This window comes from Streptomyces olivoverticillatus (genome assembly GCF_014203555.1).
Taxonomy (GTDB): domain Bacteria; phylum Actinomycetota; class Actinomycetes; order Streptomycetales; family Streptomycetaceae; genus Streptomyces; species Streptomyces olivoverticillatus.
Genome location: NZ_JACHJH010000003.1, coordinates 218,289 through 238,234 on the forward strand (window position 1 = coordinate 218,289; position 19,946 = coordinate 238,234).

At 72.5% G+C, this 19,946-nt stretch carries 20 protein-coding genes; 12 read left to right on the forward strand and 8 right to left on the reverse strand.

Going from position 1 to position 19,946, the window contains the following annotated elements; all coding sequences use genetic code 11:
- Positions 1-154: 154 nt before the first annotated feature.
- Both FHS39_RS11450 and FHS39_RS11455 read left to right on the forward strand, forming a co-directional pair.
- The gene (locus tag FHS39_RS11450; RefSeq protein ID WP_184349163.1) at positions 155-1,654 is read left to right on the forward strand and encodes an FUSC family protein; all 1,500 of its coding nucleotides are present in this window, start codon (positions 155-157) and stop codon (positions 1,652-1,654) included.
- Positions 1,655-1,798: 144 nt separating this feature from the next.
- Positions 1,799-2,842, forward strand: a complete 1,044-nt coding sequence (locus FHS39_RS11455; RefSeq protein WP_184349164.1) for a lactonase family protein — start codon at positions 1,799-1,801, stop codon at positions 2,840-2,842.
- A gap of 63 nt (positions 2,843-2,905) precedes the next feature.
- Here FHS39_RS11455 and FHS39_RS11460 read toward each other — a convergent pair whose 3' ends face one another.
- The 4 genes from FHS39_RS11460 to FHS39_RS11475 form a co-directional block, all read right to left on the reverse strand.
- Positions 2,906-3,850 (reverse strand): sirohydrochlorin chelatase family protein, encoded by a 945-nt coding sequence (locus FHS39_RS11460; protein ID WP_184349165.1) that lies wholly within the window; start codon positions 3,848-3,850, stop codon positions 2,906-2,908.
- A gap of 107 nt (positions 3,851-3,957) precedes the next feature.
- Positions 3,958-4,935 (reverse strand): N-acetylglucosamine kinase, encoded by a 978-nt coding sequence (locus FHS39_RS11465; RefSeq protein ID WP_184349166.1) that lies wholly within the window; start codon positions 4,933-4,935, stop codon positions 3,958-3,960.
- Positions 4,936-4,968: 33 nt separating this feature from the next.
- On the reverse strand, positions 4,969-5,646 hold the full coding sequence (locus FHS39_RS11470; RefSeq protein WP_184349167.1) for a uracil-DNA glycosylase: 678 nt from the start codon (positions 5,644-5,646) through the stop codon (positions 4,969-4,971).
- Between the two features lie 93 nt (positions 5,647-5,739).
- On the reverse strand, positions 5,740-6,834 hold the full coding sequence (locus FHS39_RS11475) for an oxidoreductase (RefSeq protein WP_184349168.1): 1,095 nt from the start codon (positions 6,832-6,834) through the stop codon (positions 5,740-5,742).
- A gap of 176 nt (positions 6,835-7,010) precedes the next feature.
- Here FHS39_RS11475 and FHS39_RS11480 point away from each other — a divergent pair, with 176 nt between their 5' ends.
- Positions 7,011-7,355 (forward strand): ArsR/SmtB family transcription factor, encoded by a 345-nt coding sequence (locus tag FHS39_RS11480; RefSeq protein ID WP_343069516.1) that lies wholly within the window; start codon positions 7,011-7,013, stop codon positions 7,353-7,355.
- Positions 7,356-7,395: 40 nt separating this feature from the next.
- On the opposite strand, the gene FHS39_RS11485 is transcribed toward FHS39_RS11480, so the two are convergent.
- On the reverse strand, positions 7,396-8,013 hold the full coding sequence (locus FHS39_RS11485; protein WP_184349170.1) for a TetR/AcrR family transcriptional regulator: 618 nt from the start codon (positions 8,011-8,013) through the stop codon (positions 7,396-7,398).
- Between the two features lie 180 nt (positions 8,014-8,193).
- On the opposite strand from FHS39_RS11485, the gene FHS39_RS11490 reads away from it, so the two are divergent.
- A complete protein-coding gene (locus tag FHS39_RS11490; protein ID WP_184349171.1) occupies positions 8,194-9,348 on the forward strand; it encodes a methyltransferase in 1,155 nt (384 codons plus the stop codon).
- A gap of 24 nt (positions 9,349-9,372) precedes the next feature.
- Here FHS39_RS11490 and FHS39_RS11495 read toward each other — a convergent pair whose 3' ends face one another.
- Entirely contained in the window at positions 9,373-10,089 is a 717-nt protein-coding gene (locus tag FHS39_RS11495) for a TVP38/TMEM64 family protein (protein ID WP_184349172.1), read from the reverse strand.
- 245 nt (positions 10,090-10,334) lie between these two features.
- On the opposite strand from FHS39_RS11495, the gene FHS39_RS11500 reads away from it, so the two are divergent.
- Together FHS39_RS11500 and FHS39_RS11505 are read left to right on the forward strand one after the other, a co-directional pair.
- The gene (locus tag FHS39_RS11500) at positions 10,335-11,513 is read left to right on the forward strand and encodes a GTP-binding protein (RefSeq protein WP_184349173.1); all 1,179 of its coding nucleotides are present in this window, start codon (positions 10,335-10,337) and stop codon (positions 11,511-11,513) included.
- Positions 11,492-12,337 carry a spermidine synthase gene (locus tag FHS39_RS11505; protein WP_343069518.1) on the forward strand — a complete coding sequence of 282 codons (846 nt, stop codon included), beginning with the start codon at positions 11,492-11,494 and terminating at the stop codon, positions 12,335-12,337. Before FHS39_RS11500 ends, FHS39_RS11505 begins: the two co-directional genes overlap by 22 nt.
- Positions 12,338-12,358: 21 nt before the next feature.
- On the opposite strand, the gene FHS39_RS11510 is transcribed toward FHS39_RS11505, so the two are convergent.
- Entirely contained in the window at positions 12,359-13,381 is a 1,023-nt protein-coding gene (locus FHS39_RS11510) for a DUF8017 domain-containing protein (RefSeq protein WP_184349174.1), read from the reverse strand.
- Positions 13,382-13,463: 82 nt separating this feature from the next.
- Here FHS39_RS11510 and FHS39_RS11515 point away from each other — a divergent pair, with 82 nt between their 5' ends.
- The 6 genes from FHS39_RS11515 (at position 13,464) to FHS39_RS11540 (ending at position 19,296) form a co-directional block, all read left to right on the forward strand.
- The gene (locus FHS39_RS11515; protein ID WP_184349175.1) at positions 13,464-13,916 is read left to right on the forward strand and encodes a DUF4442 domain-containing protein; all 453 of its coding nucleotides are present in this window, start codon (positions 13,464-13,466) and stop codon (positions 13,914-13,916) included.
- Positions 13,917-13,997: 81 nt separating this feature from the next.
- Positions 13,998-15,341 (forward strand): hypothetical protein, encoded by a 1,344-nt coding sequence (locus FHS39_RS11520; RefSeq protein ID WP_246470141.1) that lies wholly within the window; start codon positions 13,998-14,000, stop codon positions 15,339-15,341.
- On the forward strand, positions 15,338-16,249 hold the full coding sequence (locus FHS39_RS11525; RefSeq protein ID WP_184349176.1) for a YihY/virulence factor BrkB family protein: 912 nt from the start codon (positions 15,338-15,340) through the stop codon (positions 16,247-16,249). The genes FHS39_RS11520 and FHS39_RS11525 overlap by 4 nt, the downstream gene beginning before the upstream one ends.
- Before the next feature lie 84 nt (positions 16,250-16,333).
- Entirely contained in the window at positions 16,334-17,932 is a 1,599-nt protein-coding gene (locus FHS39_RS11530; protein ID WP_184349177.1) for an MFS transporter, read from the forward strand.
- Between the two features lie 41 nt (positions 17,933-17,973).
- The gene (locus FHS39_RS11535) at positions 17,974-18,504 is read left to right on the forward strand and encodes an ion channel (RefSeq protein WP_184349178.1); all 531 of its coding nucleotides are present in this window, start codon (positions 17,974-17,976) and stop codon (positions 18,502-18,504) included.
- A gap of 129 nt (positions 18,505-18,633) precedes the next feature.
- Positions 18,634-19,296: a DedA family protein gene (locus FHS39_RS11540; RefSeq protein WP_184349179.1), complete on the forward strand. Its 663-nt coding sequence runs from the start codon at positions 18,634-18,636 to the stop codon at positions 19,294-19,296.
- Positions 19,297-19,370: 74 nt separating this feature from the next.
- On the opposite strand, the gene FHS39_RS11545 is transcribed toward FHS39_RS11540, so the two are convergent.
- Positions 19,371-19,910, reverse strand: coding sequence for a gamma carbonic anhydrase family protein (locus FHS39_RS11545; protein WP_184349180.1), 540 nt, complete (start codon positions 19,908-19,910; stop codon positions 19,371-19,373).
- Between the last annotated feature and the right edge of the window lie 36 nt (positions 19,911-19,946).

Here is a 19,946-nt window from a genome sequence, read left to right on the forward strand (position 1 = left end):
CCTTGAAGGCGTTGATGGCGCTGCGCTGGGCTGCGCCGGACGGCAACGAAGCCGTTTCCGGACCCCGCAGCGCCTTTCGTATGGGCGGGTCCGCGCGCATGTGCCGCGGCAGCCGGAGAACACACAGCAAGAGGAGGCGGCGGCCCTGAAGAGGATGTTCGTGGCACCGGACCCGGGCCGGCTCAGGCTCCGCACCGCGGCCCGCGCCGTCATCGGCGTGAGCCTGTCGGTCGGCGTCGCCGAGGCGGCCGGTCTCCCGCTGCCCGCCACCATCCTGGGCGGGCTCACGGCCCTGCTCGCCCTCTTCGTCGTCGGTGACCCCAGCGCCCGCCGCCAGGCGGTCACCACCGCCCTGCTGCCCGCCGTCGGAGCCCCCGTGCTCGCGCTGGCGACCGCTCTGCACGCCCTGCCCGCGACCCGCGACGCGGCGTTCCTCGCCGTCGTCTTCTGCGGCGTCTACGCACGGCGCTGGGGAGCGCGCGGGCAGGCGCTCGGGATCTTCGGCTTCATGATGTTCTTCGCCACCCAGTTCCTGCGCGCCGTCCCGGCACAGCTTCCCGCTCTGTACGCCGCCATGGCCATGGCTCTCGCCGTGTGCGCCATGGTCCGCTTCGGCCTTTGGTGCATCGAACGCCATACCCCGCCGCCCGCAGGTCCCGCACCCCTCGCGGCCCGCGGCCTCGCCCGCCACACCACCCGCCAGGCGTTCCAGGCCACCGTCGCGTGCGGCCTCGCGCTCGGTGCCGGACAGATCGTCTCCCACGACCGCTGGTACTGGGCCGTGGGCACCGCCTGGTGGATCTTCGTCAACACCGCCGCCCGCGGCGAAACCCTGGTCCGCGGCTTCCGCCGGGTCGTCGGCACGGTCGCGGGCATCGCCGTCGGCCTCCTCGTCGCCGTGCCGCTGCACGGCGCGCTCGTGCCCTCCCTCGCCCTCGTGGCCGTCTGCGTCTTCGGCATCTTCTACACCGCCGCCCCTTCGTACAGCTGGATGATGTTCTTCGTGACCGTCATGGCCGGCATGCTCTACGGCCTGCTGGGCGTGCTTCACCCCGGGCTGCTGGCACTGCGCTTCGAGCAGACCCTGGTCGGCGCGCTGGGCTCGGCCTTCGCCCTCGCCGTCGTGCTGCCCGTGACCACCCACGCCGTCACCGACGCCTGGATCCGGCGCGCGCTGCTGGCGGTGCGCCACTGCACCGCGGAGTCGGCGCGCAGGCTGGCGGGCGACGAGCTCGCCGACCCCGGCCCGCACGTCGCCGAGCTGGAACTGCTCCTGGGCAAGGTGCGCGTCTCGCTGGCTCCGCTGCTGCATCCGCTCAGCCCGCTGCGGGCCCGCAAGGAGCGGGCCCGGCAGGTCCTGGCGGAGCTCGACGAGTGCGCCCGGCAGGCGCGCGGGCTGGCAGCCGTGGCTGCCGACCCCGACGCCTCCCACGACGCCCGGATGACCGCCGCCTGCCGACGGGTCGAGACCGCGCTGCACGCCCTTCTCGTCTCCGAAGCGGCACCCCTGCCCGCGGGCGAGCTCGCGGCGCACCCGCACCACCACCCCGGCGCCGAGCGGGCCCTCACCCACTTGCACCAGCTGGAGGCTTCTCTCACCTCACTGGCCACACCGCTGCGCACCAGCCCGCGCGGGGTCTTCGTCGACGCCTGAGTGCCGCCGGGGATTGTCGGTGCCGCCGTGTAGCGTCGGACGCGCAGTGATCCGAGGCACAGTGACTCAGACGCGCGCAGTGATCCGGCATGCAGCGATCCGACGCGCAGTCATCGGGCGGAAGGGGGCGGCACCATGGCCGGCATGCGACAGCGGGGGTGCCTGGCGTACATCGGCTCGTTCACCGAAGCGGGCGGCCACGGCCTGACCGTCGCCGAGGTGGACGGGGAGACGGGCGCCCTGACGCCCGTACACACGATCGGCGAGCTCGCCAATCCTTCGTTTCTGGCGCTCTCGCCCGATGGCGACGTGCTCTATGCGGTGAGCGAGACGGACGAGGGCGCGGCCGCCGCCTTCTCCCTTGCCGACCCGGCGCGGCCGAGGCTGCTGGGCCCTCCCGTGCCCGTGCACGGCCGCGGTCCCACGCACGTGGCGTACGCCGGAGGGCATCTGTTCACCGCCAACTACGGTTCGGGCAGCGTCAGTGTGCTGCCGGTCCTGCCCGGCGGGGGGCTGGGCGCCCCGCCCGTCGTCTTCCCGCACCACGGCAAGGGACCGGTGGCCGACCGGCAGGACGGGCCGCATGCGCATGCCGTCGTGCCGGATCCCTCCGGGCGCTGGGTGCTCTCGGCCGACCTGGGCACGGACTCGGTGTGGAGCTACGCGCTCTCCCCGGCGGCCGGTGCTCCCCGCGCGCACGGCCAGACGCCGCTGCGGCCCGGCAGCGGCCCCCGGCACCTCGCCTTCCACCCGCGGGGCGACCGTGCGTACGTCCTCAACGAGCTGGAGTCGACCGTCACCGTCTGCCGCTGGGACGCGGAGGCCGGAGTGCTGGAGACGGTGGGAGAGACGCGAGTGCTGCCGGCCGGTGTGGAGCAGGCCAACTACCCGTCGGAGCCGGTGGTTTCGGCCGACGGCCGCTTCCTGTGGGCGGCCAACCGGGGGCACGACAGCATCGCCACGCTCGCACTCGACGCCTCGGGTGACAACCTCGAACTGCGCAATACGGTCAGGTGCGGCGGCAGCTGGCCGCGCGATCTGACCGCGCACCCCGACGGCCGGATGCTGTACGCCGCGAACGAGCGGTCCGGGGACGTGACGTGGTTCGCCGTCGACGCCGAGACCGGCATACCCCGGCGCGCGGGGTCGGTCGCGATGCCTGCGGTGTCCTGCATGGTCTTCGGCTGACCCACGGCGGAAAAGCCTGTGGGGGCCTCCGCATGGCGGAGGCCCCCACAGGTCACGACCCGCTCAGTGGGCCGGAGTCCCCTGGAGCGTCGGCGACGGGGAGATACCCAGCACCTCCGCGTACTTGGCGAGGGCGAGCTTGCCGACCGCCGGGTAGGCGCCCAGCGGCTCGGCCGCCGAGCAGCCGGCCTCCTTCGCGGCCATCGCGGTCAGCGTCTCGTCGATCTCGGGGCCGATCAGGCACGGGGCGAGCGCGAGGGTGCGGGAGCCGGAGCCGCGCAGCTGATCGGCGGCGCGGGCGATGGCACCGTCCTCGTCCAGCGCGGCGGCCAGCACCGGCACGGCGAGGCGGGCCGAGAGCAGCATGCCGGTGATGCCGGCGGCCTGCACGGCCTCCGCGCCACCGACCGTCGCGAGCACGATGCCGTCAGCGGCGGTTGCAACCGTGAACAGGCGTGCGCGGTCGGCGCGGGCCAGGCCGGCTTCGGAGAGGCGTACGTGCAGGGCCTCGGCGAGCAGCGGGTGCGGACCGAGCGTGCTGGTCAGCTCGACGGCTGCGCCGCAGTTCACGACCGACTGGCGTATACGGCGCAGCACGGCGTTGTCGGGTCCCGCCAGCAGCGGCACCACGACGGCGGCCGGGGCCGCGGCCCAGGGGTCACCGGCGGCCTCGCCCGAGCCCGCGGCACGGCCTTCGCTTGCGCGAGCGGCCTGCTGAGCGGCGATGAAGCCCAGGACGGCATCCAGGGTGGGGAAGCCCTCGGCGTCGTCCTCGGCGTCCACGTAGCCGATCCGCGCATCGAGCCCGGGTAGCTCGGAGCGGGCGATGCTGAGGGCCTCCTCGGCGAGGCGGCGGGTGGAGACGTCGGGCGTCCCGGGCACGGCGAGCACCAGCGGGGGCGCACCCGTCGGAGCGGCCGCTGGCTCCGGTCGCCGGTGCCGCCCTGACTGGCGGGGACGCGGCATTCGTACTGGCAGGCCGGACGTGGGCCCTGTGGGGGAGCTCATGGCGCCGCATGTTAGCCGTTTATAGGACTCGGGCGTTTGGGTGGGGGTATCTGATCAAGGTCTGTCCGGATTTGTTCATGGCCTCCATTCGATGAGGGCGGATGTGATCAGCAAACGACGCACAGTAGTGATCCATCGACGGGGAGCGTCAGGCTGTCCGTCGTCAGGGCTCTGGCCACGGCCAATGCGCCGTGGAGCGGATCGCCCGCCCTCTCCGTCGATACCGCATAGGGAATTTGCTTTTGCAACTCCACCTGGAGGGGTGTGAGCAGCGGTTCACCCATCCGGAAGAGCCCCCCGGTCAGTGCCAAGGAGATGCCGGCCGGCGCGGCGGGTCCGGCCGGGCCCGGGCAGACGGCCGCCGCGGTCTCGGCGATGTGCCGGGCGGCTGTACGCAGGATGTCCGCCGCGATGGGGTCGTCGGCCGCGCACCGGCCGACCTCGGGGGCGAACGACGCCAGCACGGCCGGCCGATCCGCCCTCGGGTAGAGCCGGCCGGGCAGTTCACCGGCCGGACCGAAGACGGCTTCCAGCCGTTTCAGCAGCGGTGCGGAGCCGCCGTTGCGGCCGTCGTGGGCGCGCATCGCCGCTTCCAGCCCGGCCCGCCCGATCCAGGCGCCGCTGCCGCAGTCGCCGAGCAGATGCCCCCAGCCGTCCGCCCGTCGCCACCCCCCGTCCGGGGTGAGGTCGGTGCCCAGCGCCACCAGGCCCGTACCGGCGGCGACGACGGCACCGGGCCGCTGGCCCAGCGCTCCGGCGTAGGCGGTCACCGCGTCGGAGGCGAGAGCGAGCCGGTGCACTCCGAGTGCTTCGCGCAGGGCGCCCGGCAGGACGGCGCGCAGGTCCCTGCCCAGCGTCGACATGCCGGAGGCTCCCACGCAGACGGCCTCGCAACGGCGTGATCCGGCCCGGCGGAGCAGCTCTCGGGCGGCGGGCAGCATCCGGTCGAGGAAGGCCCCGGCGTCGATTCCCCGGGCGCCTGTCTCCACAGGCACCGGGGTGGACCACGTGAGGGCGGGTCCGCCGTCGGCGGCCAGGGCCAGCCGCAGCCCCGAGCCGCCCGAATCCACCCCCAGTACCGCCATGGCGGGCACCCTACTGCCCACCGTGGCCGGGTGTCAGGGCAGTTGCCAGTTCACCGGGGTCGCACCCTGCCGCGTCAAGAGGTCGTTGGCCCGGCTGAACGGCCGGGAGCCGAAGAATCCTCGGTCCGCGGACATGGGGGAGGGGTGTGCGGACTCCACACACGGCACCCCGTCGAGCAGGGGGCGCAGATTGCGGGCGTCGCGCCCCCACAACACCGCCACCATGGGCCGGCCGCGGCCGACGAGCGCGCGGATGGCCTGCTCGGTGACCTCCTCCCAGCCCTTGCCGCGGTGCGCGGCCGGTTTGCGCGGGGCGGTGGTCAGCGCCCTGTTGAGCAGCAGGACTCCCTGCTGCGTCCAGGGGGTCAGGTCGCCGTTGGAGGGCCGGGGCAGGCCCAGGTCGGTGTGCATCTCCCGGAATATGTTCTCCAGGCTGCCCGGCAGCGGTCGCACCTCGGGTGCGACGGAGAAGCTCAGGCCGACGGCGTGACCCGGCGTGGGATAGGGGTCCTGACCGACGATCAGCACTCTGACGTCGTCGAAGGGCTGCTGGAAAGCGCGCAGCACATGGGTGCCCGAGGGCAGGTAGGTTCTGCCTGCCGCGATCTCGGCGCGCAGGAAGTCGCCCATCGCGGCGATCCGCCCGGCCACCGGCTCCAGCGCCTTGGCCCAGCCCGGTTCGACGATTTCGTTCAACGGTCGTGCAGCCACGGAGCGTCACTCTACTGGCTCAGTCCGTGCTCGTACGAATCCGGCCCCGAGGTCCGCGTGGGGCTTCGGGGCCGGATTCGCGGCCGGGCGGGGTCAGACGGCCCAGCCGTACTGGTCGGGGACGCGGGTCTCGGCGCCGAGCGCCTGCGCCGCGCGGCGGGCCCAGAAGGGGTCGCGCAGGAGCTCGCGACCGAGGAGCACCGCGTCGGCGTCGCCCGAGCCGACGATCTTCTCGGCCTGCTGCGGGTCCGTGATCAGGCCGACCGCGGCGACCGGCAGCCCGGTCTCGTCCTTGACACGCCGGGCGAAGGGCACCTGGTAGCCGGGGCCGACGGGGATGGCCGCGCCGGGGGCGATGCCCCCGGTCGAGACGTCGAGCAGGTCGACGCCGCGGGCGCGCAGCTCGTGCGTCAGGCGCACGGTGTCGTCGGCCGTCCAGCCCTCGCGCTCGTCCTCGGGGTTCTCCGTCAGCCAGTCGGTGGCGGACGTGCGGAAGAAGAGGGGCAGATGCTCGGGCCATACGGCGCGCACCGCGTCCACCACTTCGAGCGCGAAGCGCGTCCGGTTCTCGAAGGAGCCCCCGTACTCGTCGGTGCGGCGGTTGGTGTGCGGGGAGAGAAACTCGTGGATCAGGTAGCCGTGGGCGCCGTGCACCTCGATCACCTCGAAGCCCGCGGCCAGTGCGCGCTGCGCAGCGGCCGCGAACTTCCCCGTGATCTCCTTGATCTGCACGGTCGTCAGTTCGTCGGGGACGGGGTGGCCGTCCCTGAAGGGCAGCGGGCTGGGGCCGGCCGGCTGCCAGCCCTCCTCCGGGCCCACCGGGGCACCGCCCCGCCAGGGGCGGTCGGTGGCGGCCTTGCGTCCCGCGTGCCCTATCTGGATGCCCGGGACGGTGCCGTGCTCCTTGAGGAAGGCGGCGATGCGGCGGAGCCCTTCGGTCTGGGTGTCGTTCCACAGGCCGAGGTCGGCCGGGCTGATCCGGCCCTCCGGGCTGACGGCCGTCGCTTCGACGAGGACCAGTCCGGTGCCGCCCGCGGCGCGCGCCGCGTAGTGCGAGAAGTGCCAGTCGTTCGCGACACCCGCCCGCGGCCCGGACACCTCGGCCGAGTACTGGCACATCGGCGCCATCCAGGCGCGGTGGGGGATGGTCAGCGATCGCAGGGTGAGGGGCTGGAACAGTGTGCTCACGACGGGCTCCGTTTCGCATTCGCGGCGAGCCGGGCGTCGGCTGCGCGCTGCTCGTACGGTAGTCACCGTAGTACGGCAGATGTCAAACTACGATGGTTCTCGTACAATCAATCGCGCCTGGGGTTCCCCACCCGCCACCGGCGTCACTTCTTCCGCCATCCCCTCAAGGAGCAGCCGTGACCCCTCCGAGCAGCCGCTCCCTCGACCATCCGGCGCGTGAGCAGATCCGGCTTGAAAGCGTCCTGCACGCCCTGTCCGATCCCATGCGCCTGCTGGTCGTCCGTGCCTTGGCGGAGGAGGGAGACGAGCAGGCGTGTTCGGTCTTCGAGCTGCCCGTGAGCAAGTCCACCACCACTCACCACTTCCGGGTGCTGCGGGAGAGCGGCGTGATCAGCCAGATCTACCGTGGCACGGCCAAGATGAACTCCCTGCGCCGCGACGACCTCGAAGCGCTCTTCCCCGGCCTCCTCGGCAGCGTCCTGACCGCCTGCTCGCTCCAGGCCGAACGGCTCGCCGGCTGAGCGGGTGTCAGCCGCACCGCGGACGGGCGCGGCTCGTGCGTCAGAGGCCGGGCGGCGGCGGTTTGGCGCCGGGCGGCATGCCCAGCTCCCAGTCCAGCCCGTACCGCTGGAACAGCTCGGACCGCAGCCGGTCCGCGGGCATCGGCGCGCCCGGCAGCAGGATCGCCACCACCGCGCCCATCATGAGGGCGCGCAGCAGCCGGTAGTCCGCCTCGGGGTCCCGGGAGCCGTAGCGCGTCACCGTCTCGCGCAGCAGATACGCCAGGCGCTGCTGTTCCGGGCACTGGATGAAGCCCTCGGCGGTCAGGATGCCTGCCATGTGCGTGCGCATCAGCCGCGGATGCTCGCGGGCGAGGCCCAGGACCGAGTCGATCGCCCGCGCCAGCAGTTCCCGGCCGTCCTCCGTGCGCGGCTCCCGCTCCAGTGCGGCTTCCAGTTCTTTGTGCATCAGCCGGTGCACGGCGGACTGCAGCAGCTGCCGCTTGCCGGGGAAGTAGTACGAGACCAGCCCGCGGGCCGCGCCCGCCCGGTCGGCGATGTCCGCGAGCGTCGTCGCCTCGTAGCCGCGCTCGCCCACCAGCTCGACGGTTGCCTGGAGAAGCCGCTCGCGCGAGCGGCGGCGCAACTCCTCATTGACCGCTGCGCTGCGCGGGGACATGCTGTAACTCCTGCGTTGACTGGCTCCGAGCCAATATACTCAGCAGGTACCCGGATGTCCCGCCCGCGGGGGAGTGGGGCGGTAGTCCGGTGTGTCCGCTGATGTCGGGCGACGCGGGGGATCGTCCGACATCGGCGGACTTTTTTCGGCAGCCGGGTGCTCGGCTAGCCTGAGGGCACAATGAACTCTTTGACGACGTCATGGGGCGAGTTCACGCTCTCCCGCTTCCCCGAGGACCCCCGCGACACCCTGCGCGCCTGGGACGCCGCCGACGAGTACCTGCTGCGGCACCTCAAGGGGATCGACGACGCGCCCATCGACCTCTCGGGCACCGTGGTCGTCCTGGGCGACCGGTGGGGCGCACTGGCCACGGCGATCGCCGGGCACCGCCCCGTGCAGATCACCGACTCCTTCCTCACCCAGCGGGCCACCGCCGCCAACCTCGCCCGCAACGGCATCCCGGCCGACTCCGTCCGGCTGCTGTCCACCAGGGACACGCCCCCCGACCGGATCGACGCGCTGCTGATCCGCATCCCCAAGAGCCTCGCGCTCCTGGAGGACCAGCTCCACCGCCTCGCACCCTCCGTCCACGAGGGCACCGTCGTCATCGGCACCGGCAAGGTCACCGAGATCCACACCTCGACGCTCAAGCTCTTCGAGCGGATCCTCGGCCCCACCCGCACCTCCCTCGCGGTGAAGAAGGCCCGGCTCGTCTTCTGCACCCCGGACCCCGCCCTGCCCCGGGCCGAAAGCCCCTGGCCGCGCAGTTACGCGCTCCCCGACGGGCTGGGCGCGGCCTCCGGCATGACCGTCACCAACCACGCCGGAGTCTTCTGCGCCGAGCGCCTCGACATCGGCACCAGGTTCTTCCTGGGCCACCTGCCGCGGCGCCGCGGGGCCGAGCGCGTCGTGGACCTCGGCTGCGGCAACGGAGTCGTCGGCACGGCCGCGGCGCTGGCCAACCCGGACGCCGAGGTGCTCTTCGTCGACGAGTCCCACCAGGCGGTGGCCTCGGCCGAGGCCACCTTCCGGGCCAACGCCGGCGCTCGCACCAAGGCGGAGTTCCGGGTGGCCGACGGCCTGACGGACGTTCCGCCCGGCAGCGTGGACCTGGTGCTGAACAACCCGCCCTTCCACTCCCACCAGGCGACCACCGACACCACGGCCTGGCGGATGTTCACCGGCTCGCGCAAGGCGCTGCGCCCCGGGGGCGAGCTGTGGGTCATCGGCAACCGCCACCTCGGCTACCACGTCAAGCTCCGGAAGCTCTTCGGCAACTGCGAGCTCGTCGCCAGCGACCCGAAGTTCGTCGTCCTGCGAGCCGTCAAGAGCTGACGCCGCGCCGGGCGGCCGCCGCCCTCAGCCGCGCTTGCCCGGCAGGCCCATCCGGCCCCGCTTGCACCACGCCACGACGACTGCCGCGAGCGCGGTGACGGCGAGGAAGGCCGTCGCGGCGAGGAACGCGGGCGAGGTGGGCCTGGCCGCATGGCTGCCCGCGATCGCGTACGCCATGGTGTTGGGCACGCTGCCCAGCGCGGTCGCCAGCAGGAACGGCAGCCAGCCCATCCGGGAGACCGCCGCGCAGTAGTTGGCCGCGGCGAACGGCACGCCCGGAAACAGCCGCAGCGCCATCATCGTCCGGAAGCCGTGCAGGCTCAGCTGCCGGTCCGCCGCCTCGAGCCACCGCCCGCGCAGCAGCGGGCGCAGCGCCTCCTGCCCCAGCAGCCGTCCCAGGCCGAAGGAGACCGCCGAGCCGAGCACCGTGCCGACGAGCGCGGACACCGTCCCCGCGGTGGCGCCGAAGAGCGCCCCCGCCGCGATGTTCAGCACCGGCCGCGGCACGAACGCCGCCGTGCACAGCCCGTAGGCCGCCGCGAACAGCACGACGGCCACGCCACCGGAGAGCTGGTGCGGCCAGCCGTCGGTCAGCAGCCGCTCCGGACGGCACGCCAGCACGGTCGCCACGGCGGCGGCGAGCAGCACCAGGAGCAGGCCGAGGCGGCTCCAAGGAGACAGCAGCGCACGGGTGCAGCGCTCGGCGAGGCGGCCGGGGGACGGCACTGCGGTATCGAGCATCGAAGGAGACTAACCGACGTTGTGATGAGAAGGACGCGATGTCGTCGAGACGGGCAGAAACAGCAACCATCGGTCACCTTCCGTACGCCCGGCCGCCATCCGTCCGTCCGGCCGTCCGTGGCCGACGGCCCGCACGCACACGGCATGCCGCCCGGCCGAAAACCGGTCGACGCACCCTCCCCCGTGCGCCAGCATCGAGACCGTACGCCGGTGCCCCGAGCTGACACCGCACCGGAGAAGGAGACATGCCCAAGCAGGCGTATGCACGCACCAAACCGCACCTCAACATCGGCACCATCGGTCACATCGACCACGGCAAGACCACCCTCACCTCGGCCATCACCAAGATCCTCGGCGCCCGCGGCACCACCGCCTCCGTCCCCCGCGACCGCCTCGACGGCACGCCCGGCACCGGCCGCGTCGAGTACGAGACGGACACCCGCCACTACGCCCACCTGGACCTGCCCGGACACCCCGGCCTCGTCGAGAACGTGATCGCGGGCGCGGCCCGGCTCGACGGAGCGATCCTCGTCGTCTCCGCGCTCGAAGGCGTCATGCCGCAGACCGCCGAACACCTGTTGCTCGCCCGCCGGCTCGGCGTCGAGCACATCGTGGTGGCCCTCAACAAGGCCGACGAAGGCCAGGCGGAGCTCACCGGCCTCGTCGAGCTCGGGATCCGCGATCTGCTCTCCGCGCACGGCTGCCCGGGCGGGCACATCCCGGTCGTCCGCGTCTCCGCGCTGCGCGCCCTGGAAGGCGACCCGCGCTGGAGCGCCGCGATCGAAGCGCTGCTGGACGCCGTCGACACCTACGTGCCGATGCCCGTGCGCTATACGGACGCGCCCTTCCTGCTGCCGGTGGAGAGCGCCCGAACCGTCCCCGGGCGCGGCACGGTCGTCACCGGAGTCATCGAGCGCGGCCGGGTGCGCGTCGGCGACCGCGTCGCCCTGCCCGGGATGCACGGGACCTGTGGGGTCACCGGCCTCGAAACGTTCGGCAAGACCATGGACGTGGGCGAGGCCGGAGACAGCGTGGCGCTGCTGCTGCACGGGGTGCGGCGGTACGACGTGCGGCGCGGGGACGTCGTGGCCGCCCCCCGAAGTGCTGTGCCCCGGCGGCACTTCACGGCCCGGGTGCGGCTGCTCTCCGCCGCGGAAGGCGGCCGCGGGCTGCTTTTCCACCTGCGCACGGCCCGGGTGCCCGGCCGGATCGACCTCGGGGCGCGGGGCGCCGCCCGGCCCGGGGAGACCGTCACCCTGCGCGTCGAGCTGAGCCGGGGCGTCCCCCTGGAGCCCGGCCTCCCCTTCGTGATCCGCGAGGGCGGCCGTACGGTCGGCACCGGCACGGTGACCGCGGTGGCGGAGGAGAGCGGGCGCACCGCCCAACCGGGCACAATACGGGGGTGGACGAACCGATACCCGTGACCCGCGCAGTGGACTACGGCACCGCCAAGCTGATGCCCGACGTGGACCGGTCCCGGGCCTGGCTGCTCACCATGGACGGTGCGCCGCAGTCGTACGTCGATCTCGACGACCCCACCCACCTGGAGTTCGAGTACGCGCAGCGTCTCGCGCACGTCCTGGACACGGTGGCGGAGCCGGGCCGTCCGCTCGATCTGCTGCACCTGGGCGGCGGCGCGCTCACCCTGCCCCGCTACGTGGCCGCCACCCGCCCCGGCTCGCGGCAGCGCGTCGTCGAGGCGGACCGCGGGCTCATCGCCCTGGTCGCCGAGCACCTTCCGCTGCCGGAGGGCTCCGGCATCGAGGTGGAGGCCGCGGACGCCCGTACCGCGCTGGAGGAGACGCCCGACGCCAGTGCCGACGTGATCATCGGTGACGTCTTCGGCGGCTCCCGGGTGCCCGCGCACCTGACGTCCGTCGAGTACGCGCGCACGGCCGCACGCGTCCTGCGCCCGGACGGTCACTACGCGGCCAATCTGGCGGACGGCGCGCCGTTCGGCTTCCTGCGCTCCCAGGTCGCCACGTTCGCCGCGGTCTTCGCACACGTCTGCCTGATCGCGGAGGCCCCGATGCTGCGCGGCCGCCGCTTCGGCAACGCCGTCCTGCTCGCCTCGCACGCCGCCCCGCCGGTCGCTGAGCTGACCCGGCGCGCCGCCTCGGACGCCTTCCCGGCGCGGGTGGAGTACGGGGCGGAGCTGGAGCGTTTCGCGGCCGGGACGGTGCCGGTGACGGACGCGCGGGCGGTGCGGTCACCCGAGCCGCCCGGCGGGGCGTTCAGCGTCGGGTGACCGCGCGGGCGGTGCGTCCGATCAGGAGGGGAGCGGCCGGAGCGTGCTCATGATCTTCTTGATGACGTCGTCCTTGAGCTCGCTGTCGAAACCGGTGCCCGCGTAGAGCACCCAGGTCGCCAGGTCGCCGCTGGAGTCCTTGTACGTGACGGCGAAGGACTTGCCGTCCGTCATGCACTTCTTGTTCTTGTCCACCCCGGTGACCGTGGCCGAGGCCATGGCGCCGGTGAGGCCGTGGTCACTCTTGAACGGCTGGGCCTTGGTGGTTTCGAGGTGGCCGGTCTGCTTCTGGTCGAACGCCGAGAGGACCCAGTTCTTCGCCTCGATCTCGGCGGCGCTCTCCGGGCTCTTGGCGCCCTGGGCGCCCTTGGTGCCGGTGCCGGCCCGGTGGTCGTCCTTGGCGCACTCGCCCATCTTGTAATAGGCGGCGGCCGTCATCATGACCAGAGGCTGGCCCTTGTCGTCCTCGAAGCCGTGGGACATGTCGGGTGCATCGACCTGCCAGTCCGCCGGAACGTCGAAGGCGTCGTGCCGCTTGGGGTTCACGACGACCTTCCAGCCGTCGATCACCGGCTTGACCTCGCCGCCCGAGCGCGGATTGTCCTCGGGCGCCTGGCTGCTCGCGGACGCCGAGGCGGAGGCCGACGGCTTGTCGCTGCTGTGCGCCGTGTTCTGCTTGTCGTCCTTGCCGCCGTCGTTCTTGTCGAGGACGACCACTCCGGCGACCGCGGCCGCGGCGACCACCGCCACCGCCGCGGCGATCGCAATCACCGCCGTGCGCTTGTTGCGGCCCTCCTTGGGCGGCTCGGGCGGGAGCGGCCCGAAGGGCGCGGCCGGGGTGGTCCACTGGGGACCGCCGGGCTGCGGGCCCCCGGGCTGCGGACCGCCCGGCTGCGCGTAGGGGTTGGGCTGTTGAGCCCCCGGCTGCTGGTAACCCGGCTGCTGGTACGGGTTGGGTTGCTGGTACCCCGGCTGCTGGTACGGGTTCCGGTTAGGGTCCTGCGGGTTTTGCTCGCCCCCGGGCGGCTGCTGTCCTGGCCACATGGCGGATAACCATAGAGGGCGACGCTGACAGCTGATCCCCGAGCCCCTTCCCTCCGTTACTACTGACTGGTAACTTGCCGTCATGTCTCAGACCCAAGCCTCGATCGGCGACGCTCTCGCGGCCACCGTGCCCATGGTCCGCACCCTCAACCTCGAGTTCGACGAGATCACCGCCGAGCGCGCCGTGCTCCGCCTGCCCGACCAGCCCGACTTCCACAACCACGTCGGCGGCCCGCACGCCGGCGCGATGTTCACCCTCGCCGAGTCGGCGAGCGGCGCGATCGTGCTCGCGGCCTTCGGCGACCAGCTCTCCCGCGCCGTGCCGCTCGCCGTGCGCGCCGAGATCGGCTACAAGAAGCTCGCCAAGGGCCCGGTGACCGCCACCGCCGAGCTGGGGCGCCCGGCGGCCGACGTGATCGCCGAGCTGGACGCCGGAGAGCGGCCGGAGTTCCCGGTGCGCATCTCGATCACGCGCGAGGACGGCGCGGAGACGGGCGAGATGTTCATCTGGTGGACCCTGCGGCCCAACGCGTAGTCTCGGCCGCTTCCGCCCTCGCATCGCCCGGTCGGCGGATCTCCGGTCGCTCGCGCGGCACCGTCCGGTTTGACTGGCGGTATGCCGACCGACGACGAAGAAGGCGGAACCCCGCGCCCGCCCGGCGGCGGGCCGGACGAGCTGAAGCGGCTGTCGGAGCGGGTGGCACAGCTGGAGGCGCATCCGGCGCGTGCCCGCGGCCATCCGCTCCGGAGTACCGCCGCGACCGTTCTGATCCTCATCGCCGCGATCCTGTCACCGGCGGCCGTGGTGGCTGTCTGGGCACACGACCAGGTGTCGGACACCGACCGGTACGTCGCCACCGTGGCACCGCTGGCCCACAACCCCGAGGTGCAGGACGCGGCGGCCGACCGCGTGGCCCGGACGGTGGTGCAGCAGATCGACGTCAAGGCGCTGATCGGTCAGCTGTCCCAGGCCGCGTCCGAGAAAGGGGTCCCGCCCCGGGCTGCCGACCTGATCAACAAGCTCGACGGGCCGATCACCGACGGCCTGACGAGCCTGATCCACGACGTGGCGCACCGCCTGGTGACCAGTGACCAGTTCGCGACCCTGTGGACCGAGGGGAACCGCGCCGCCCACAACGCCGTCGACAAGGCACTGACCGGCCAGGGGGGCGGCACGGTGCAGCTTCAGGGCGATGAGGTGACGGTCGACCTGGCCCCGGTGATCGACAAGGTCAAGGGGCGGCTGACCGATGCCGGCCTGGACGCCGCGGCACGCATCCCGCAGGTGCACACCGGGTTCGTCATCTACTCCTCCCCGGACCTCGCCAAGTACAAGACGTGGTTCCGGTTGCTCGGCATCGCCGGTGACTGGCTCCCGCTGATCGTGGCGGTGATCGCCGCGATCGGGGTCTTCGTGGCCGCCAACCGTCGCAGGGCGCTGATCGGGGCGGCACTGGGCATCCTGGCGGCCATGGTCGTCCTCGGCGTCGCGATCGCCGTGTTCCGGTCCTTCTACCTCGACCACCTTCCGCCGGACGTGTCCCATGGAGCGGCGGGCGCGGTCTACGACGCGCTGGTGCACTTCCTGAGGCAAGCGGTACGGGCCGTAGGGGTGCTGGCGGCGGCGGTGGCCATCGGTGCCTTCGTCATCGGGCCGTCACACCCGGCGGTGACCCTTCGCGACGCGTGCAGCGGCGGGATCGCCGGGACGCGCAGGGCCGCGGATTCGGCGGGCTTCCGAGCCGGGCCGGCCGAGCGGTTCACACGGCGGTACAAGCGCTGGATCGGTGCGGGCATCCTCGTGGTCGCCGCCGTGGTGTTTGTGTTCTGGGCGCACCCGACCGGCATGGTCGTCTTCTGGTTCGTGGTGGTCGTCCTGGCGGCGTTCGCCATCCGCGAGTTCCTCGCCCCCCGCACCGCCGCGGACGCGGAATCCGGGTCGCGCAATGCCGTTCCATGACGGGCCGCAGGGGGCGGAGGTTTCCGCACCCGGTCCGGGGTCACCGGCCCGCGGGCTGGACGACCCTGGACCGCAAGCGGCACGAGGCCGCCGAGCGCCTCGGCTCGGGGCAGGTGGGCGCGCTGTGGAACCGGCTCACGGCCATCGACTTCTTCGGCAACTCCTTCCAGCTGGCGGCGCTCGCGATCCTGTGCTTCTTCCCCCTGCTCATCGTGATCACCACCTCGGCGGACCGCAGCACCGCCACCGTGGTCGCCGGCTGGCTGGGCCTGGACCAGCAGGCGGCCAAGGCCCTGGGCACCCTCTTCAAGCCGGGCGGGAACTCGGGCACGATCACGGTGACGAGCGTCATCCTGCTGGTGCTCGGAGCGATGGCCGTCGCCGGCACCCTGCAGAACTGGTACCAGAAGGTGTTCGCCGTCCCGTCGCCCGGATGGGAGCGGGCCGTCGTCGCCCGGCTCGCCTGGCTCGCGTCCCTCTTCGCCTACAGCGCCATGCACGCCGTCACCGGAAGGCTGCTGGGCAAGGCGGGCAGCCCCGTGCTCCAGGGCCTGAGCGGCCTCGTCCTCTCGACGCTGTTCTGGTGGTGGAGCGCGGGGGTGCTGCTCGTGCACGCCGTGCCGTGGCGCAGGCTCTTCCCGGCGGCGCTGGTCACCGGCCTGTGCTGGATGGGCCTGGGGGTGTTCTCCGCCTTCTACTTCTCGGCGGCGATCGTGTCCAACGAGCAGCGCTACGGTCCCATCGGCGTGGTCATGGTCATCCTGTCCTGGGTGGTGGCGGTGGGGGTGGTCATCCACCTCGGGTCGGTCATCGGCTGCCTGTACCTCGAACGCCATCCCGCCCGGCAAGCTCGAAGGCGTGCCGGGAGGGCGCCCGGCTGGGTGACCCGGCGGTTCCGCAGACGATGAACGCCGGTCGCGCGGCCCCATGGTGACCTCCGCCGCCGCCCACACGCTTCGGCACGCGTGCCGAGTACCGGAGAGGTGCATGCCGTGAAACGCTGGCGGGCCCTGATCGTCCTCGGCACGGCCCAGTTCCTGATGGTGCTGGACACCTCGGTCATGAACGTCTCGATCGGGAAGCTGGTGGAGGACTTCCACACCGACGTCACCTCCATCCAGGCCGTCATCACGCTCTACACCCTGGTCATGGCCGCCTTCATGATCACGGGAGGGAAGCTGGGCGACATGGCCGGCCGCCGCCGGGCGTTCGCCACCGGCATGACGGTCTACGGCGTCGGTTCGGCCCTCACCGCCGTGTCCCCGGCCCTGTGGGTGCTCACCCTGGGGTGGTCGGTGATCGAGGGCCTGGGAGCGACGCTGGTCCTCCCGGCCCTGGCGGCGCTCGTGGCCGGCGCGTACCGCGGACGGGACCGGTCCGTCGCCTACGGAGTCATCGGCGGGCTCGCGGGTGCGGGTATCGCGGTGGGGCCGTTGCTCGGCGGGTGGGTGACGACGTACCTGACGTGGCGACTGGTCTTCGCCGGCGAGGTCGTGCTGGTCATCGGCATCCTGTGCGCCATCCGCTGGATCCCGGACCCTCCGGCCGAGCCCCGGACCAGGCTCGACGTCGGGGGCGTCGTGCTGTCGGCCGTCGGCATGGCCCTCGTGGTGCTGGGGGTGCTGCAGAGCAGCTCGTGGGGGTGGCTGCGGCCCCGCAACGTCCCGTTCACCGTCCTCGGGTTCTCTCCCACCCTCTGCGTCATCGCGGCCGGCGGCGCCACCCTCTTCGCGTACCGCGCCTGGGAGCGGCGGTGCGAGGCGCGGGGGAGGGAGCCGCTGGTGCACTTCTCGCTCTTCGCCGTCGTGCCGCTGCGCTCCGGCTTGGCCGTGCTCCTCAGCCAGAACCTCATCCTGCTCGGGCTGTTCTTCGCGATTCCGCTGTACCTTCAGGTCGTCCAGGGCTTCAACGCCTTCCAGACCGGCCTGCGGCTGCTCCCCGTCTCGGTGACGATGCTGCTGTCCGCCATGTCGGGCCCGCTCCTGAGCAAGGTCGCCGGACCGCGGACGATCGTCCGGTGCGGCCTGCTGGTGCTGTTCGCCGGCATCCTCTGGCTGATCGCCGCCATCCGGCCCGACATCGACAACCTGCCCTTCGGGGCGGCGATGGCCGTGCTGGGTCTCGGCATGGGCCTGCTCGCCTCCCAGCTGGGCAACATCGCGCAGTCCAGCGTCGGGGACGCGGAGCGCAGCGAGGCGGGAGGGCTGCAGTACACCGCCCAGAACCTCGGATCCTCGCTGGGCACGGCGCTCATCGGCTCCCTCCTGATCGGGGCGCTCGTCGCCACCTTCACCTCGAAGATCGAGAACAACCCGAAGATCTCGGACGAGGTGCGCAAACAGGCCGGGGTCGCCGTCGAGGGGGGCGTCAGCTTCGTGAGCACGGACCAGGTGCGGGAAGCGGCCCAGCGCGCCGCGCTGCCGCCGTCCGAGGTGGACGCTGTGGTGAGCGCCTACGCCGACGCCCAGATCGAAAGCCTCAAGGCGGCCGTCCTCGCCGCTGCCGGTGTGACGCTCGTCAGCTTCGCCTTCACCCGCAGCCTGCCGACGGCCCGACCCGGCAGGACCGCGGACGGCCGGGCGGCAGCGTGAGAGGCCGCCGGCGGGGCGGGGCAGGCCGCCGCAGGCTGCCCGTGAGCGCGGTGCTGCGCCCGCTGGTCTCCGCGACCGGCCTGCTCCTCGTCTACTACCTGCTGCCCCTCGACAAGGGATTCACGGGTGCCACGGCCCTGGGCCTCGCCCTCGGCCTGACCGGCGTGCTGCTGCTCTTCATGCGGCAGAGCCGTTCGATCGCCGAGTCCTCGCGGCCCCGGCTGCGGGCCGTCGAGATGCTCGCCACCGTCATGCCGCTGTTCCTGCTGCTGTTCGCCGCCACCTACTACCTGGTGGAGCGGAAGGAGCCCGGGAACTTCAACGTCCACCTCAACCGCACCGCGGCCCTGTACTTCACGCTCACCGTGTTCACCACGGTCGGCTTCGGCGACATCGTCGCCCTCTCGGACACGGCCCGGATCCTCACGATGGTGCAGATGGCCGCCGACCTCCTGGTCCTCGGAGTGGCCGCCAAAGTGGTGGTCGGAAAGGTGCAGGCGGGCCTTCGCCGCCGGGATCCCGGCAGTGGGCCCCCGGCGCACGGCGGAGCGCGGGACGACGGCGGCTCATGAGAACACGTGGCCGTTTTCCCGCAACCTCACGGGCCGTGGGAGAGTCTTCCCCTCCAGTAGGCTTCCCGACGTGCGCCCTCTTGCGGCGCGCGCCGGGAAGCAGGTCGTCAAACCGGGGAGGAACCGGCGTTGCACATCCAGGAATGGCTCGAATCGGTACCGGCGGTCGCCGTCTACCTCATGGTGGCCGGCGTCATCGGTCTGGAGAGCCTGGGCATCCCGCTCCCCGGTGAGATCGTGCTCGTCAGCGCCACCTTGCTGGCCGCCTCCCAGGACCACATCAACCCCTACGTGCTGGGCGTGTGTGCCGTCGCCGGCGCCATCGTCGGCGACTCGATCGGCTATCTGATCGGCCGCAAGGGCGGCAAGCCGCTGCTGGAGTGGCTCGGCCGGAAATTCCCCAAGCACTTCGGCGCCCACCACGTGGCCACCGCCGAGCGCGCCTTCACGAAGTGGGGCATGTGGGCGGTCTTCATCGGCCGCTTCATCGCGCTGCTGCGCATCTTCGCCGGCCCGCTCGCGGGTGTGCTCAAGATGCCGTACTGGAAGTTCCTCATCGCCAACGTCCTCGGCGGCATCATCTGGGCCGGCGGTACGGTCGCGCTCATCTACACCGTGGGCAAGGTCGCCGAGGAGTGGATCGGCAAGTTCTCCTACCTGGGCCTCGTGGCCGCGGTGCTCTTCGGTGTGGGCTCGTTCGTGGTGATGCGGATCAAGGCCAAGAAGGCCCAGGCCAAGGCCGACCGGGAGCCGGCCGGGCAGCCCGCGGCCCAGAGCGTCGCCGCCGAGTGACGCTGCGCGTCCGCGGGCCGCGCCCGCGGACGCCGTCGTACGGCTAGGGCCTGTGCCGACCCACCGGACACGCCCTAGTCCGGGAGGTCCTCCGCCGCCTCCCGGTGCGTCTTGGCCAGCTCCAGGTACATCGCGGCGTTGATCCGGATATGCTCGCGCTCCTCGTCCGTCAGGGCCCGCTTGACCTTGGCGGGCACCCCGGCGACCAGGGAGCCGGGCGGAATCTGCATCCCCTGCGGCACCAGGGCCTGGGCCGCGACGAGGGAGCCGGCACCGATGTGCGCGCCGTTGAGCACGGTCGCCCCCATGCCGACCAGCACGTCGTCCTCGACGGTGCAGCCGTGCAGCACGGCGTTGTGCCCGACCGTCACCCGCTCTCCGACGGTGACCGGAAAGCCCGGGTCCACGTGCACGGTGCAGTTGTCCTGGATGTTGCTGTCGGCGCCGAGGACGATGGGGCCGCAGTCCGCGCGCAGGACGGCGTGGTACCAGACGCTCGATCCGGCGGCCAGCGTGACATCGCCCAGGACCACCGACGTCGGCGCGGTGAACGCCTGCGGGTCGACCTGCGGCTGCTGCCCGCCCACCCCGGCAATCAACGATCGCTCAGCCATTGCTTTCCCGCTCCTCGCTCTGCGTCCGACCGCGGC

Bases quoted from the DNA above. Each gene is read 5' to 3' on its own strand.
- FHS39_RS11450 (WP_184349163.1), top strand. From the start codon at position 155: ATGTTCGTGGCACCGGACCCGGGCCGGCTCAGGCTCCGCACCGCGGCC.
- FHS39_RS11455 (WP_184349164.1), top strand. From the start codon at position 1,799: ATGCGACAGCGGGGGTGCCTGGCGTACATCGGCTCGTTCACCGAAGCG.
- FHS39_RS11460 (WP_184349165.1), bottom strand. From the start codon at position 3,850: ATGAGCTCCCCCACAGGGCCCACGTCCGGCCTGCCAGTACGAATGCCG.
- FHS39_RS11465 (WP_184349166.1), bottom strand. From the start codon at position 4,935: ATGGCGGTACTGGGGGTGGATTCGGGCGGCTCGGGGCTGCGGCTGGCC.
- FHS39_RS11485 (WP_184349170.1), bottom strand. From the start codon at position 8,013: ATGTCCCCGCGCAGCGCAGCGGTCAATGAGGAGTTGCGCCGCCGCTCG.
- FHS39_RS11490 (WP_184349171.1), top strand. From the start codon at position 8,194: ATGAACTCTTTGACGACGTCATGGGGCGAGTTCACGCTCTCCCGCTTC.
- FHS39_RS11495 (WP_184349172.1), bottom strand. From the start codon at position 10,089: ATGCTCGATACCGCAGTGCCGTCCCCCGGCCGCCTCGCCGAGCGCTGC.
- FHS39_RS11500 (WP_184349173.1), top strand. From the start codon at position 10,335: ATGCCCAAGCAGGCGTATGCACGCACCAAACCGCACCTCAACATCGGC.
- FHS39_RS11510 (WP_184349174.1), bottom strand. From the start codon at position 13,381: ATGTGGCCAGGACAGCAGCCGCCCGGGGGCGAGCAAAACCCGCAGGAC.
- FHS39_RS11515 (WP_184349175.1), top strand. From the start codon at position 13,464: ATGTCTCAGACCCAAGCCTCGATCGGCGACGCTCTCGCGGCCACCGTG.
- FHS39_RS11520 (WP_246470141.1), top strand. From the start codon at position 13,998: ATGCCGACCGACGACGAAGAAGGCGGAACCCCGCGCCCGCCCGGCGGC.
- FHS39_RS11525 (WP_184349176.1), top strand. From the start codon at position 15,338: ATGACGGGCCGCAGGGGGCGGAGGTTTCCGCACCCGGTCCGGGGTCAC.
- FHS39_RS11545 (WP_184349180.1), bottom strand. From the start codon at position 19,910: ATGGCTGAGCGATCGTTGATTGCCGGGGTGGGCGGGCAGCAGCCGCAG.